The organism is Deinococcus alpinitundrae, from assembly GCF_009982895.1.
GTDB classification, from domain to species: Bacteria; Deinococcota; Deinococci; order Deinococcales; family Deinococcaceae; genus Deinococcus; species Deinococcus alpinitundrae.
The window spans coordinates 55,657-70,213 of the sequence record NZ_WXZL01000013.1 but is presented as its reverse complement, the minus strand read 5'-3'; the positions used below and the strand labels follow the sequence as shown (position 1 = coordinate 70,213).

At 64.9% G+C, this 14,557-nt stretch carries 16 protein-coding genes, 1 tRNA gene and 1 pseudogene; 11 read left to right on the top strand and 7 right to left on the bottom strand.

Annotation, left to right across the window (positions count from 1 at the left end; translation table 11 throughout):
• Window positions 1-141 precede the first annotated feature (141 nt).
• A pseudogene (locus GUI70_RS13315) lies at window positions 142-408 on the top strand (EAL domain-containing protein); the annotation flags it as partial.
• Between the two features lie 11 nt (window positions 409-419).
• Here GUI70_RS13315 and GUI70_RS26060 read toward each other — a convergent pair.
• Window positions 420-941 (bottom strand): WapI family immunity protein, encoded by a 522-nt coding sequence (locus GUI70_RS26060; RefSeq protein ID WP_438503489.1) that lies wholly within the window; start codon window positions 939-941, stop codon window positions 420-422.
• Window positions 942-1,106: 165 nt separating this feature from the next.
• Here GUI70_RS26060 and GUI70_RS13310 point away from each other — a divergent pair, with 165 nt between their 5' ends.
• Complete coding sequence (locus GUI70_RS13310) at window positions 1,107-1,619, top strand: transposase (RefSeq protein ID WP_161882800.1); 513 nt, start codon at window positions 1,107-1,109, stop codon at window positions 1,617-1,619.
• 67 nt (window positions 1,620-1,686) lie between these two features.
• Here GUI70_RS13310 and GUI70_RS13305 read toward each other — a convergent pair whose 3' ends face one another.
• On the bottom strand, window positions 1,687-2,124 hold the full coding sequence (locus GUI70_RS13305; protein ID WP_161882799.1) for a hypothetical protein: 438 nt from the start codon (window positions 2,122-2,124) through the stop codon (window positions 1,687-1,689).
• A gap of 213 nt (window positions 2,125-2,337) precedes the next feature.
• Here GUI70_RS13305 and GUI70_RS13300 point away from each other — a divergent pair, with 213 nt between their 5' ends.
• On the top strand, window positions 2,338-3,078 hold the full coding sequence (locus GUI70_RS13300; protein ID WP_161882798.1) for a hypothetical protein: 741 nt from the start codon (window positions 2,338-2,340) through the stop codon (window positions 3,076-3,078).
• Here the strand turns inward: GUI70_RS13300 and GUI70_RS13295 are convergent.
• Complete coding sequence (locus GUI70_RS13295; protein WP_161882797.1) at window positions 2,999-3,736, bottom strand: hypothetical protein; 738 nt, start codon at window positions 3,734-3,736, stop codon at window positions 2,999-3,001. The genes GUI70_RS13300 and GUI70_RS13295 overlap by 80 nt on opposite strands.
• Before the next feature lie 84 nt (window positions 3,737-3,820).
• Between GUI70_RS13295 and GUI70_RS13290 the strand changes: the two genes are divergently transcribed.
• Together GUI70_RS13290 and GUI70_RS13285 are read left to right on the top strand one after the other, a co-directional pair.
• Complete coding sequence (locus GUI70_RS13290; protein ID WP_161882796.1) at window positions 3,821-5,170, top strand: zinc ribbon domain-containing protein; 1,350 nt, start codon at window positions 3,821-3,823, stop codon at window positions 5,168-5,170.
• 96 nt (window positions 5,171-5,266) lie between these two features.
• The gene (locus GUI70_RS13285; RefSeq protein WP_161882795.1) at window positions 5,267-6,502 is read left to right on the top strand and encodes a tyrosine-type recombinase/integrase; all 1,236 of its coding nucleotides are present in this window, start codon (window positions 5,267-5,269) and stop codon (window positions 6,500-6,502) included.
• Window positions 6,503-6,667: 165 nt separating this feature from the next.
• Here the strand turns inward: GUI70_RS13285 and GUI70_RS13280 are convergent.
• The 3 genes from GUI70_RS13280 to GUI70_RS13270 form a co-directional block, all read right to left on the bottom strand.
• Window positions 6,668-6,742: transfer RNA gene (locus GUI70_RS13280), tRNA-Val, on the bottom strand.
• Between the two features lie 78 nt (window positions 6,743-6,820).
• Window positions 6,821-8,170, bottom strand: a complete 1,350-nt coding sequence (locus tag GUI70_RS13275; RefSeq protein WP_161882794.1) for an MFS transporter — start codon at window positions 8,168-8,170, stop codon at window positions 6,821-6,823.
• A gap of 144 nt (window positions 8,171-8,314) precedes the next feature.
• Window positions 8,315-8,905, bottom strand: coding sequence for a hypothetical protein (locus GUI70_RS13270; RefSeq protein WP_161882793.1), 591 nt, complete (start codon window positions 8,903-8,905; stop codon window positions 8,315-8,317).
• Between the two features lie 163 nt (window positions 8,906-9,068).
• Between GUI70_RS13270 and GUI70_RS13265 the strand changes: the two genes are divergently transcribed.
• Both GUI70_RS13265 and GUI70_RS13260 read left to right on the top strand, forming a co-directional pair.
• Complete coding sequence (locus tag GUI70_RS13265; protein WP_161882792.1) at window positions 9,069-9,398, top strand: hypothetical protein; 330 nt, start codon at window positions 9,069-9,071, stop codon at window positions 9,396-9,398.
• Window positions 9,399-9,461: 63 nt separating this feature from the next.
• Window positions 9,462-9,851, top strand: coding sequence for an aminoglycoside adenylyltransferase domain-containing protein (locus tag GUI70_RS13260; protein WP_161882791.1), 390 nt, complete (start codon window positions 9,462-9,464; stop codon window positions 9,849-9,851).
• A 15-nt stretch (window positions 9,852-9,866) separates the two neighbouring features.
• On the opposite strand, the gene guaA is transcribed toward GUI70_RS13260, so the two are convergent.
• On the bottom strand, window positions 9,867-11,399 hold the full coding sequence (gene guaA, locus GUI70_RS13255) for a glutamine-hydrolyzing GMP synthase (protein ID WP_161882790.1): 1,533 nt from the start codon (window positions 11,397-11,399) through the stop codon (window positions 9,867-9,869).
• 249 nt (window positions 11,400-11,648) lie between these two features.
• On the opposite strand from guaA, the gene GUI70_RS13250 reads away from it, so the two are divergent.
• The 4 genes from GUI70_RS13250 (at window position 11,649) to GUI70_RS13235 (ending at window position 14,511) form a co-directional block, all read left to right on the top strand.
• The gene (locus GUI70_RS13250; RefSeq protein WP_161882789.1) at window positions 11,649-11,888 is read left to right on the top strand and encodes a hypothetical protein; all 240 of its coding nucleotides are present in this window, start codon (window positions 11,649-11,651) and stop codon (window positions 11,886-11,888) included.
• 82 nt (window positions 11,889-11,970) lie between these two features.
• Window positions 11,971-12,417 (top strand): organic hydroperoxide resistance protein, encoded by a 447-nt coding sequence (locus tag GUI70_RS13245; RefSeq protein ID WP_161882788.1) that lies wholly within the window; start codon window positions 11,971-11,973, stop codon window positions 12,415-12,417.
• Window positions 12,418-12,728: 311 nt separating this feature from the next.
• Window positions 12,729-13,868 (top strand): NAD(P)/FAD-dependent oxidoreductase, encoded by a 1,140-nt coding sequence (locus GUI70_RS13240; RefSeq protein WP_161882787.1) that lies wholly within the window; start codon window positions 12,729-12,731, stop codon window positions 13,866-13,868.
• 115 nt (window positions 13,869-13,983) lie between these two features.
• A complete protein-coding gene (locus GUI70_RS13235) occupies window positions 13,984-14,511 on the top strand; it encodes a DUF4388 domain-containing protein (RefSeq protein WP_161882786.1) in 528 nt (175 codons plus the stop codon).
• The last annotated feature ends 46 nt before the right edge of the window (window positions 14,512-14,557 follow it).

Sequence of the window (14,557 nt, the reverse complement as noted above, 5' to 3'; positions counted from 1 at the left end):
GCGGCATCGTGACCAGACTAGCTCAAACCTCTGCACCAGGCACACGAAAATGCCTGAGTTGCCGACCACCGCCGCAACGCCTGGATTGCGGCCGAGGCGCAGACCGGCCGGACGACTCCCCCCTGACCTCCCGAGAGCAGCATGCTGGAACCCCGCTTCGCCTCCCTCTTGAAGGAAATCGGCACCCTGGGGGTCCGAACGGCCCTGGACGACTTCGGAAACGGCTACAGCAGCTTGACGGCGTTGACGAACCTGCCGGTGCAGCTGGTCAAGATCAACCGCAGCTTCACCGCACAGGTCGGCGAGAATATCCCCGCTGAGAAGAAGGCGCTGGAGTTGGTCCGCGGGATCGTGACGATCGCCACCGCGCTCGCACTCCCGACCGTGGTGGAAGGCGTCGAAACCCCTGAACAGGCCTCTCAGTGCAAAGCAGACGATTGGACGCCCCGCACCGGGAAACGTCGAAGGTCCTGTCGAATCTGGTCGGAAAGTATTCGCAGTTGGGCTTCATCGACACCGAACTCCAGGTATACCTCCTGAATATCTTCGTTCAGGCTGTGGTTCGGTAGGTGTTGCTTGAACGAGGGGAGGAACTCATGCGTGAGGAAAAGCCGAAGGGTCACGGGTTGTCCACTGACATGGCCGCTGTAAGCCTTAAAGGTCAGGTTGGGCTCAGTAAAGAAGCAAGCTGTAGAAAGGCGGTTGTGTTTCCAACTGCCGAACACGTCTGCATGCTGGGCCACTTCCTGAAGCCAAGCAGCTAAGTTCTCAAGTTCGAAAGTCGTGAGGGCAGGATCAGTTCGCTCCCATTGATGCTCACCTACCTGAAGCTGTAGCCGGATAAAGACCCAGTCGGCATCCCATTCCTCGTCCTGGATATGGGGAAACTGGTAATCCTCGACGCTCAGTTCAACAACGACCTCTCCTTCTCGCAGTATCACACTTATATATTAACGGCTCTGACCCACTTCTCCTCTGACAAAATCCTGCTAGAGCGCGTTTTGGAAATAGGCTGGATTTCATCGTGGCTCATTACGGTTGGGTATGCCCGGTGGAAGATATGGCTCTGATTTGACTGGGGAAGAAGGGGCTCTCCTTCAAGAGGTATGGCCCGTTCGCTCCAATTGAGGTGTGCGCCCCCGACCTGGCATCCTCGGCTGAGCCTGGACGCCAGCTTGTACGTCCTGCGCGGCAAGATCACCTGGCGTGCCCTCCCAAACAACGTTCCACCGTGGGAAACGGTGTTTTATCACTTTCGTACGATGCGCCTGGCAGGCGTCTGGGAACGGGTCAATGACCAGCTCAGACACATGTACCGAGAACGCATTGGACGGACGGCTGACGTGCAAGCCGCGATCATCGACAGCCAGAGCAGCAACACTGCCGAGAACGGAGACATCTGCGGCTTTGACGACAGCAAGAAGATCAGCGGCCGGAAGCATCACATCCTCGTCGACACCTTGGGGCTGCTCAACGTTGTTGTCCACCCTGCCAGTCTTGCAGAACGGCAGGGTGGACGCTTGCTGATCGAAGCCGTGAAGGGTCAGTTCCCGACGTTGCAGAAGATCTGGGCCGATCAAGGCTGTACCGGCGAACGGCATGTGGCCGTAGGTCGATGAGGATCACAAGGCGATAAGGCGGTCACGGTCAGGACTGGACAACAGTCCTTATCATCCCGTACGCGACTCAGCCCCGTCCCTTTCCCTCCTCGTCATCTTCCAGGATCCCGAGTTCGGTCATGTCGGCGATCCACCTCTTGGTATTGGCCTCAACCTGCTGCAATGGCGTGAGCGTAGGCACAGGCAGGCGAGCGAGCACCTCCCGAACCAGCGACACGGTCTCGGCCTGGTTCTTCTCCAGTCGCCGTATGGCCTCCCGCAGCTCACGTGCCCCTTCGGACGAGACGGGCTCGACGTAGGTGCCCAACGCCATCTGGACGGCGATCTTGGTCGTGGCTGCCCGGTTGGTCGTCAGCAGACGGTGGGCTTCCTTCAGGCACGTCAATGCCCTGCCGTCGAGCAGGCGGCTGCGTTCCGTCCCGCTCTCCGCGTGATAGATCTGAAGTCTCTTCGTGATGACGCTCGGATCGACACCGAGTTCCGTGGCCAGTTCGCTCGCTAACATGGGCGGACTCTAGCCGGGTGTCCGGGTCGTCACCACACGCCCGGACACCCTTCGCAGAAACGGAATTTTTCCCGTGTGGGACGCGGAATCCACTACAAAACCCTAATCTGTTCCACTGCCGACACGGAAGGTCCGGAGCTCCGAAAGGCCCGCTGGCGGGCGTCGCCGACACGACCCGGCACACGGTCATGGACACTCGAGCGATCATGGGGCATGACGTCTCCCCATCCCGCCACCCAGAAGGCCGAACTCAGGCGCATGCTCCGGACGGACCGGGTCCTCACCACCGCCCAACTCGAACGCCGGGGCCTGGGGGCGGCGGCGGCGTGGCTCGACCTGCCACGGATCCGGCTGACCTGCCGGACCCGCGTGACCCAGAGCGATTCGGCGACCGACCTGACGTTCGTGGCGCTCGAACCGGCCTGGCTGAAACAGCCGCCGCGCGAGCTGATGCACTGGGCCGGTCTGGCCGAGGTGCGGCCCCGGCTGGAGGCGAGCTGGGCCCGTCGGTCCCCCCGGCGCATGATCCACCTCGACCCGGCGGGGCGGCAGCGCTCGCATCTCCCCGACGCCGAGGCGCTCGACCCGGAGGGCGGCGACGACTACGCCGTCGAGTTCGACGCGGGCTACGCTCCGACCCGGATCGCGAAGAAGATGGAGGCCGCCGCGGCGGCGGGTTACCGGGTACTGTACTGGGCCACCTCCATCCATGCCCGGACGACGACGGTGGCCGCGCTCGCACGCGACCTGCACGGCCGGGGCCGGCTGGAGGGGATGTCGGGCGTGATCGTGACCTTCACGGACTTCTGGAGTCCGCACGATCCTTACTCGGACCGGCCACGCTGCCACAAGGCCACCCACGCGCGGGTGGCCTTCACGGGAGAGGCAGGACGACCAGACGCACGAGGTCATACGGGAATCGTGGCCCGGTCGGCGGGTGCCAGGCGGCGTTGAGACGCCGCTCGGCCTCGAGGCGACGCAGGTAGGCCCGTGCACGGTCCCGGTCGGGCACCACCACCAGCATCGGATGCCGCCAGACGTGGATGTCGAGCCGGTGCCGCCTGTAGAGGCCCTTGAGCCTGCCGAGGCCGATACCACCGCTGCCGACGGAGGAGTAGAGGCGGGGATAGCCAAGCTGCTGGTCGTAACTGCCGTCCCACCGCACCTTGAAATCGTAGACCCAGCCCCAGTCGTGCGCGAGCTGGCCCGCGACGGATTTCGGCACCCTCAAGACGGTGTGGACGATCTGGTCCGTGTGGGTTCCCTGGTGGGCCAGACCGGCGGCGCGCTTGTACCCGTGCCGCTCGACCGTGTAGCCTTCGGCCTCCAGGAGGGCCAGCGCGTCGTTGAGGTACGCCCGGTCGGCGACCGTGGCAGGGCCGGTGAGATACGGGAACCTGGGCGACCCCAGCTCCCGCCCGAGCCGGTGTGCCCTGGGCGTCGCGGCCAGCACCGCACCGTAGAGGGTCTGCGTCTCGCTCAGCAGCCCGTCCGTGATCAGCCGGCACCAGTTGGGTCGCGGGCCGAACTCGGACCGGACACGCCGGGACGTGAGGGCACCGGCGGCGGAGACGGCGTTCAGGACGGTCTGTTCACAGGCGCTGAGGGGCATACATCCAGGGTACGTGCGCGTGGGTGGCCGATTCCGGTACGGCTTCGAAAAGCATTCACCGCCTGCGGCGGAAGAGCGTCCGGTATGTCGAATACACTCCTGTCGGCCGTCACACCCCTCCGTCCCACGGTCGCGCAGACCGTCCGTCTCCGGTCGCTCATGTCCGCAGGAGAAGGCCTCCACAGTGCCGTACGCCTGTGGCTCCGGGCGGTGGGCGACGGTCAATGCCTTCCCCTGCGCCAGGCCCTCTCGGCCGTCGCCGAAGGAGGGTCGCTCCCTTCCGTCCGCGACGAGACGTTCGTCCACGTTCCCCGCAGCGCCCACGCCGAACTCGGCGAGTCGACTTCCGCCTCCCTCCCTCGACCATGGCGCGATCTCCTGCCGGACGAGACGTTCACCACGATGCTGTCCATCGAAGCCCGGCGTCTGCAGCGGTTCGATTCGCCTGCGCCAGCGGGCCGCGTCTCTCCGCTGTGGCCGCTGCCACGCCTCCCGCTCGACCTCGCCGTCCGTCCGCTCGACGCCTACCACATCGTGATGGACGGTTCGGCCGACCCGATCGTGGCCGACCTCTGGGCCCTCCCCGACGACCTCAGCGTCGCGCTGCTCGCCCAGGCGGGTACGCACGCCCGCGAGGTCGAGAGCAGGCGTGCGGACCTGATGGCGTGCATCCAGGGCGGAGACCTCGGCATGGCGACGGAACTGTACCGGCTGGCCCACCTGCGACCCTCGGCCCACGAAGACCGCCTGGCCGGACACCGGCCGGACCGGTCCAGACCGCACCGCGTCGATCACGCCTCGCTGGTCCGGACGACCGACATCGCGGGTCGGGAGCGGTTCCAGATCGAATGGACGCTGCGCATCCCCCATGGGTACCTGCCGAAAGCGGACATCGACGACACGCTGGGGATCGACCTGGGCTACCGTCGACTGGCCACCGCCGCCAGTGCCGAGGGCCGCTGGACGGTCGAACGCCGGGTCGACGTGCGGGAGGGACTGCCCGAGCCTGCCGCCCACCTCCTTGCGGAACTCCTGGCGCACGCCCAGGTGCGCCGGATGCTCCTCGACCTCCACCGGACGGACATCGAGGCGCTCGTCAGGAGGGCACTCCGGTTCCGGCAGGTCAACCTCGAGCGGCTCGACTGGCCGGGCCTGATCGCCCACGGCGACGTCCCGTGGTGCCCGGAAGCGATGGCCCTGCTCGGTGCGCCGTCGATCACGGACTGGATCTCCCTGCTCGCGCCGGTGTCGGGAACCCGGGTCGAACTGGTCGATCCGAGCAACACCAGCACGACCTGCCACCGTTGCGGCGGCCGTGGACTGCGGCCGAGGCCCTACACCGAATTCGTCTGTCCGTCCTGCGGGCCCATGGACGCCGACCTGAGCGGCGCACTGGCGATCCGCCGGGGCGACGTGGCCTCGTGGGCGAACTGAAGCGGTCTCCGGACGCGCGGACACGACCCTGCGGCTATACTCCCCCATCGGCACCGACCGGCGTCGGGTTCCCGGACGTCGTACGACAGGACAACTATGGAAGATCGGAACAGAGAGGACGGACCGAAGCGCAAGGCCAAGAACAGGCACAACCAGGGATCGTTCCGGGAACGTCGCCCCGGAAGGTGGGAGGGAGCGCGCTGGATCGACGAACTCGGCCGACGGGTGACGGTGACGGCCGACACGGAAGCCAAAGCCCGTCGGCTGCTGGAGGAGAAGGTCCGGGAGGTCCGTCATGGAAGCGTCTCGGGAAGGTCGACGAAATACACCTTCGACGAGTACGCCGAACTGGTCATCGGCCAGCGACCGGTGAAGCAGCGGACCAGGGACAAGTACCGCACCGACCTGAGGCTCTACCTCGCGCCCCTGCACCGCCTCCGGCTCGACAAGATCACGCCTGCCCACCTCAGGACCGCCTACGCGGCCCTGTCGGAGAAGGGCCTGTCGGTCGCGGTGCGTGGGCACGCCCACACGCTGGTGCGCCTGGTCCTCGAGACCGCCAGGAGCGACGGACTGATCGCGAAGAATCCGGCGTCCGTCTCGGGACTGCGGCCGAAGCCGCCACGCGGCGAGGAGGACATCCCGACCCGGAGCTACGAACCGTCCCAGGCCGACCAGATCCTGGACGCCAGTTCGTTGATCCTGCACGGCGAGATCGTCGCCTTTCTCATCCGGACCGGCATGCGCCGGGGAGAGGTCGCCGCTCTGCGATGGAAGGAGGTCGATCTCGAGAAGCGCACCGCGCTGGTGAAGACGACCCGGTCCACGTCGGGCAGCACGGTCTACGAGGGTTCGCCCAAGACCGGGCCGAGCCGGCGCAGCGTCCCGCTGTCCAATGCCACGGTGGCCCTGCTCAAGCGGCAGGCCGCGCTGAATGCGGAACGGCACCGCGCGCTCTACCCGGACAGGCCGGAGTCGGTCTACGTCTTCCCCACGCTCAGGGGCACGGCCCACCGGCCGGACAATTTCCGCCGCGTCCTGCAGCAGATCCTCGCCGTCGCCGACGAACGGGCCCTAGAGACGGAACGCCGCCGTGCCGCAGACGCGCGCGAGGATCCCAGGGCGGTCGAACTGCTGCCGCGTCTGGCGATCCACGACCTGCGGCATACCTTCGTGAGCCTGATGGCCGCGCAGGGCGTGCGCCTCGAAGTGATCGCCGCCTGGATCGGCGACCGGCCCGAGACGATGATGCGGATCTACCTGCACCTGTTCAAGTCCGATACCGAGATGCCGGACCTGGAGCTCGGCGAGCGTTCTAAGAAGAAGTCATGAGACACTTCGCCGCATCCCGAGTTCGGCCCGTGAGTGTCCGTCCGTCGACGACCGTCGTCGATGGTCCGCAGTGGTATTGCGGCCATATTGCGGTCATGGGCAGATTTTCCCAGGGAAGGGGACTTCGCCCGAAACAAAAAACCTCGTCTGAGACGAGGTTTCCTTTGGTGGGCGGTGAGGGATTCGAACCCCCGACCCGTCGCGTGTAAAGCGAAAGCTCTACCGCTGAGCTAACCGCCCACAGCTGATCACAGCGGGCACCGGCAGTTTACGGGGCGAGGGCGGGCAAATCAAGCGCCCTCCCCTCTTCACCGAGGCTCAACTTGCCCGCGCTGCCAGTTCGTCGAGGTACAGCTTGTCCTCCACCCGGCGCACCTGCGGACTGAGCAGGGACCAAAGCATGACCGCGACAGCTCCCACACCCAGCACCGCCACCACCGGCCCCGGCGCGAAACGGGTCGAGAGCACGCTGAACATCACCATGCTGATGGGAATGGATGACCTGCCCACCACCATACGCACGCTGAACACCCGACCCTGGAACTCGCGCGGTACCTGCGACATCCAGATGGCCGCCGAGTGCGATCCGGCAATCGGAAAGGCCAGACCGAAGACCAGCAGCGCGGCGCAGGTCAGCGGCAAGGAGCGCGACAGGCCCATCACCATGACGGCCAATGCTTGAATCAGCAGCGGCCCCAGCAGACCGTAGATGCGCCGCCGCTTGAGGCCGCCCCAGGCGCTGACGATCAGTCCACCGCCTAGCGTGCCGACACCGGTCACGGTGGTCATCAAAGCGTAACCCGTTTCGAAATTCATGCCGCGCTGCGCGATGTCGGCGTCGAGCGTGAAGCGGGCCAGCAAGGTCTCATAGAGGTTGACGCCCGCCGTGGCGAAATTGATTGTGGTAAGGGTCAGCAGCAGCAGCAGCAGCGGGCGACGGCGACTGACGTAGTGCCAGCCGAGCTTGAAATCGGCCCAGAAATCGGTTTTCGCACCGGGTCTGGGTCGTTCCTGCGGGCTGGGAATCACCAGCATGAATAGGACCAACGCAGCCACCACGAAGCTCAGGGTATCGAGCGCCATCACCAGCGCGGTGCCGCTCTTCAGGCCCCACAAGCCGCTACTGAGGTGCTTCGGCAGCGCGATGATCAGCGCGGCCAGGGCAGGCGCGGCGATGGCCCCAGCACTGTAGGTGGTCTGCATCATGCCGCTGGCGCGGGCAAGCTGGTGGTCGGGCAACAGCATGGCGTAGCTGGCCTCGAAGGCGCTCTCGTGAAACACCGCCGCCACCCGCCCCAGCACGACGCCGAGCAGCAGCAGCGGGACATTCAGCGACCCGCTCCAGATCATCAAGGTGATCAGGAGCGACACCACGGCGCTCAGGGCGTCGCAGCTGAGCATGATGGTCCGGCGACTGTAGCGGTCGGTGAATGACCCGGCGAACGGCGCGAGCACGATCTGCGGCAGCGAGGTCAGCAGCCCGAGTGCACCCACCATCAGCGCCAGTTGCGCCCGCTGCGAGTCGGCGGTGTAGACGACGGTGGTGAAATAGATGGTGATGGCAAACCAGGCCACGTTGGTCGCCAGCAGACTGAGGGACTGCGAGGCCCATAAGGTGAGGAACGTGCGCCAGCCTCCCGGCGCAGCAACAGGCGTGTCCGTTGTCATTCGCTCAGAAGTATACCCATCCCGGTTGCGTCTAGCAGCGGCAAAATCAGGCAGCAAACGCAGCCTTTACAAATAACAGAAAACGGGGCCACCGCACTTGGCAAGTGGTCCCGCTCTTCGCTCTTCAGTTGTCGAACGGCCGAATTAGTGGGTGCCGCGCTGGCTGGCGAGTGCGCCGCCGCCGCGCACCTGCGAGAGATCGACTGCGCCACTGCGCTTGAGGATGCTCAGGGCCTCGTCGGACTTGTTGCCGCGCTCGCTGCGGGCCACCACCAGCACGTGCCCCGAGCGGATGCCCGCATCGTAGGCCTCAGCGTCGGCAGCGGGAATGCCGAACTGGCGCAGCAATTTCACGTAGTCGCCGTGGTCGGTTCCGGCCAGCGCACCGAAGATGCCGCCCATGCCGCCGCCGCCCAGCACCCCGAACAGCACAGTGTAGACACCGCCCATTGAGTAGATGCGGGTTTCGGGAATCAGCCAGATCAGTGCCCAGACCGGCAGCGAAATGGCCAGTCCTGCCAGCAGACCCAGCCACATGCCGCGCAGCACGCCGCTGACTCCGGCAGGCGCACCCTGCTCCGGCGAGACGCCGGTGTCCTGGGCGATGTCGTTCTCGGCCACCGGGTCGCTGATGCTGAAGCCCAGATTATCGCGGTCAAAGCCGCGCGCTTCCAGATTCTGCAATGCCGTCTTGGCCTGGGCGGGTTCGCTGAAGAGTGCCACAACGCTTTCCATAGCAGGGTTTTATCATGCCCGGCGGGCAGGAAGCCAGGGTCAAAGCGGCACGGAATGTTAAAAAAGGTGCGTGCAAAGCGTTATCTCCCTGATCTGAAAGTGCCCAGAATTAGGTCTTTGTACGGCTAAGAAAGCGGGAATGTTGACCTAAACTGACCGGAGCATGACGGCCTTTCCCACGGCCTTCCCAGAACTCAACATCGTGCTGAACGAACTCCTCCGCGTCCTTCAGGGTGTGCTGGAGTCCGATCTGGTGGGTCTTCACCTTGTCGGCTCGTTCGCGGTGGGCGACGCCGACTTTTTCAGCGATTGCGATTTCATCGCGGTTATTCGGCAAACCCCAGGCCAGATCAGGAAGCTGCCCTGCGGGCCTTGCATACCGACATTCCCACGCGCCCACATCAATCTGGAAGGCACCTACGCCCCCGTAGGCGAACTGCAAACGCTGGACACGCTGGATCAACCCTGGCTGTTCGTTGACCGCGGGTGTTGAGAGGTTCAATGGTCACCGCATTTCAACTGCCTGGAACAACGCTGGACCTTGCGAGAACGCGGGGTGACGTTATTCGGGCCTAAGCCGACGACGTTTGCTGCCGCCGTTCCTGGCGAACGACTCCGCGCCGCGATGGCGCAGCAACATCCCGAGCTGATGGACGGGCTCAGTGCCTGGATAGACATCGGGAAGATCGCCTGGGGTCAGCGCTACGCCGTAGAAGCGCTCTGCCGCATGTTCTGGACGTACAGCGACGGCCAGATTCATTCCAAGGCGTCTTCGCTCGACTGGGCCCTGCAGACGTTCGGGCCAGACTGGGCACCGCTCTTGCAGCGGGTGAAGGCAGACCGCACCCGGCCCTGGAATCCTGGCGAACCACCCCCACCAGGAAGTGTCGGGCTTACCCACAAATTTGCGCGTGCGGTGCTGGCGCGACTCAACGACAATCTTTGAGTTTTTAGACTGGCCTCACTCCCACTCAATCGTCGCGGGCGGCTTGCCGGTGATGTCGTACACCACCCTGTTCACTTCATGCACCTGATTGACGATACGGCTACTCATGGTGGCGAGGAAGTCGTACGGCAGCCGCGCCCACTCGGCAGTCATGAAATCGCCGGTGGTCACGGCCCGCAGGGCCACCGTATAGCTATAAGTGCGCTCGTCGCCCATCACCCCGACACTCTGAATCGGGGTCAGCACCGCCAACGCCTGCGAGCAGGTGTCGTAAAGGTCGAATTCGCGCAGGCCCGAGATGAAAATGTCGTCCACCCGCTTAAGAATGTCCAACTTCTCGGGCGTCACCTCGCCCAAAATGCGGATGCCCAGGCCGGGGCCGGGAAAGGGGTGGCGCATCCGCACAGCGTCGGGCAGGCCCAGCAGGGCAGCGATCTCGCGCACTTCGTCCTTGAAGAGGGTACGAAACGGCTCCACCAGTTTGAAGGCCAAATCGTCGGGGAGGCCACCGACGTTGTGGTGGCTCTTGATATTGGCCGCGCCGGACTTGTCGCTGCTCAGCCCGCCCGCCGACTCGATCACGTCAGGGTAGAGGGTGCCCTGCGCCAGGAAATCGAAAGGGCCGTACTCGCGGGCTTCTCGCTCGAAGGCCCGGATAAACTCGCGCCCGATGATCTTGCGCTTCTGCTCGGGGTCGGAGACGCCAGAGAGCGCGCCCAGAAACTCGCGGGTGGCGTCCACCGTGACCAGATGCACCCCCAGTGGCGTGAGGGCCGCCTCAACCTGTTCGCGCTCACCGAGGCGCAGGAGGCCGTGATCGATAAACACCGCCGTCAACTTGTCGCCGATAGCGCGGGCCAGCAGCAGACCCAGCGTGGAGCTGTCGACGCCGCCAGAAATGGCCAGCAGCACCCGCCCGTCTCCGACCTGGGCACGCACTTCCTCGATCAGCTCGTCCACGATGTGTTCGGCAGTCCAGTCGCGGGCCGCCCCGCAGATGGTCAGGAAGTTGGCGAGCAGTCGCCCGCCTTTGGGCGTGTGTACCACTTCCGGGTGAAACTGCACGCCGTAGCGCCGGGTCGCCGTGTTCTCGATGGCGGTCACGGGCGTGTCCTCGGTTTGGGCCACCACCTCGTAGCCCTGCGGGAGCTGGGTCACGCTGTCGGAGTGGCTCATCCAGGCCACAAACTCGCCCTGAATCCCTTCGAAGAGTTGGCCGCCGTAGCGCGTCAGGTCAGCTTTGCCGTACTCGCGCTTGCCCGCCCGCTTGACCTCGCCGCCCACCTGATGCGCCAGATACTGCATGCCGTAGCAAACGCCCAGAATGGGAACGTCGAGGTTGAGCACGCCCTCGGCGGGGCGCGGCGAGTCAGCATCGTAGACGCTACTGGGGCCGCCCGACAGCACCAAGCCCACGGGATTTTCCTGCTGGATGCGCTCGAGCGGCGCGTTGCCGGGCAGGATGACGCTGTAGGTGCCGAGTTCACGAAACCGCCGGGCGATCAGGCGGGTGTACTGGCTGCCGAAGTCGAGGATGACGATGCTCACCAGCTCATTGTAAGGAAACGTCAATGCGAAAGGCTTGAGTGACTGACACAGCTCTACAAGCAGCTTTGCGAGTCCGCAGGAGAGGGGCCGCTCTAGAATCTTCAGGCCATCAACCCCCGACGAGTGCGTCAACCCAATCTCCAGTCCTGATACCGCTCCCGGCAAAAGAGCCAAGGCAACTTCACGGCACTCTCAACGCGGCAGCTGCCCGCGTGGGTCATGGTGAAGTCACCCCAAAGGAGATTACCCATGCCAGACCAGACAAACCCGGCCTCCTCGGACTCCAACGCCTCAGACCAGACGATGCCGGACCAGAACCGGGGCGATCCGCGCTTCGAAGCGCAGGCCACGCCAGCCACCGATCAACCACACGCCCAGACACCCGGTGCTGACGCTGACGACACACCCGTCTCGGACGACAAGGTGCAGCCGGACGGCAGCGGCCAGCACGGGCGGCCGACCGACGATTCCGACCCCGGCCACAGCTGAGCGCTGCCGGGTCCATTCAGATGGGGCCAATTTGGGACTTCCTACCCCTCCGCCCACCTGGGTTTAAGGCATGATGGCGTTCATGACGACTTCAGATCAGAGCGCCCCCAAGCCGGCCAATATCTACACCGCCGTCGCTACCGCCGAGGGTGGAAGGGCCGGACACGTGAGCAGCAGCGACAGCATCCTGAACCTTGATCTCAGCGTGCCCAAGGAAATGGGCGGCGAGGGAGGGAGCGGGACTAACCCCGAGCAGCTGTTCGCGGCAGGTTACGCGGCTTGCTTTCAGGGAGCCCTGGGTGTGGTCGGGCGGCGCATGAAGGTGGACACCGTCCAGAGCGAGGTCACCGCCGAGGTGGGCCTGCAAAAGTCCGGCCTGGCCTTCAAGCTCGACGTCGAACTGCGGGTCAGGATTCCCGGCGTGGACCGTGCCACCGCCGAGGAAGTCGTCAAGACTGCCCACACCGTCTGCCCTTACAGCGTGGCGACCCACGGTAATGTGGACGTGCGCCTGGTCGTGCTCGACTGACCCTTCCTGATACGTTCGTCCAGCCGGGCCGCGCTGCTCCGAGGAGTCGCGCGGCCCGGCTGCATCTCTAGAAAAAATTGATCTTTGTGGGTTTACTCAAGGCCGGTAGGTGGCACTCCCTTCTGCAGTGATTCACAGTACGGGTGTGGTGTTCCCCGCGAAGTTCACCTTTTCTCGCAGTCCGACGCGGCCATTGGTGTACAATGAACACTGTTGCCTGTTGGTCAAGCGTGGCCGCAGGACGTGCAGTGAACCCCATCTCCCGATGCGGAGTGGGTCAAGCTCGTGAATTCGTTCACAGGAGAAAGGACATGAAAACCATCATTCTCGGCGCTGGTTACGCGGGCCTCGCGGTGGCGACCAAGCTCAAGCCCCACCCTGACCTCGATGTCACCCTGGTGGAGCAAAACCCGTATCACACCTTCGAAACCCGCCTGCACGAGGCAGCGGCCCACAACACCAAGGTGACGGTGCCGCTGGCTCCCTTGCTGCGCGGCACCGGGGTCAAGCTCGACCTGGCCGTGATCAGCGAGGTCAACCTCGACACCAAAGAAGTCAAGACCAAAGACGGTCCCACCTACCACTACGACACCCTGATCGTGGGCCTGGGATCGGTGACCAACTTCTACCGCATTCCGGGGCTGGCCGAGAACGCCGCCGAACTCAAGGAACTCAAGGACGCCGATCAGATTTTCGATTACGTCAACCGCACCTACGATGCCGGTTACAGCGGCAACCGCGACATCGTGGTGGGCGGCGCGGGCCTGACCGGTGTGGAACTCGTCACCGAGCTGGCGCAGCGCAACGAATCGCTGAGCAAGGCGCGCGGCATTGCTCCCTTCAAGATTTACCTGGTGGAAGCGGGCCCGGCCATCTTGCCGGTGATCGACGCCGCCCTGCGCGCCAAGGCCGAGAAGGTGCTGCGCGATTACGGGATCGAGATTCTGACCGGCAACCGCCTGATGCAGGCCACCGCCGACAGCGTCACGGTGCAGACCGCCGACGGCCAGCAGCGTATCATCGGCGCGGGCAAGATCATCTGGACCGGCGGCATTCAGGCACGCGACATCGTCAAGGCCCAGAACCTCAAGAAAGGCCCCGGTGGGCGCATCGTCGTGGACAACGACCTGCGCGTTCCCGAGTATCCCGACGTGTTCGTGGTCGGCGACATGAGCTTGGCGCTCAACCAGCAGGACAAGCCGGTGCCCACCACTGCCCAGCACGCCGGGCAACAGGGCCGCCTGACCGGCGACAACCTGATGCGGATGGTGCGCGGTCAGCCGCTGCACCCCTACGTGCCCAGCACCCTGGGCGAGTTCGTCAGCCTGGGCGGCATTATGGCCGTCGGCTGGATGAAACTGCCCTGGAACCAGAAGCTCGCCATCACCGGCGGCCTGGCCCACGTGATGAAGCGCGCTTCCGAATGGCGCTGGCGCGCCAGCATCGAGTAACGTCAGCACCGAATAAAGAAGGTCGAGCCAAATCTCAAAGGAGCGGAACTCACGTCCGCTCCTTTTGTCATGGCCCCGTGACGCCCAGGGGCCGAACACGTTACACTGCCTCCATATGCTGCGGGGCGATCTGACCGAATTTCCACTTCTGAATGTGCTCCAGATGCTGACCAACAGCGCGGTGAGCGGCAAAGTCCACGTCTCGCATCCGCGCGGGGGCGATCTGTGGTTGCAGGGCGGCGAGGTCGTTCACGCGGCGGCACTCACCCGCGAGGGCGACGACGCACTCGATCTGCTGGCCTCGGTCACGGGCGGCGAATTCACCTTCGACCCGGCGCAGCTCTCGCCTGGCCGCACCGTCGAGCTGCGCCGCACGGCCCTGCTGAGACAGCTCAGCGTCAGCAGCGACGACTGGCGAGAGCTGCTGCGCTTCTTTCCCAACTGGGACCGGGCGCTGAGCTTCACCCCGAAATGGTCCGATCAGCAGCCGGTAACGCGCAGTCAGTTCCGGGTGCTCAATCAGGTGGGCAAGCTGCCGCTGATCGATCTGGTGGCCCAGAGCGAACTCGCGCCGCGCGCCACCCTGGAACTGCTGCGCCCCTTTGTGCAGTCGGGCCTGGTCGATTCCGGCGCGCGGCCCTGATCTCTGGAGCCGCCCACCCCGCCGCCATGCCTGACCACAGGCACAG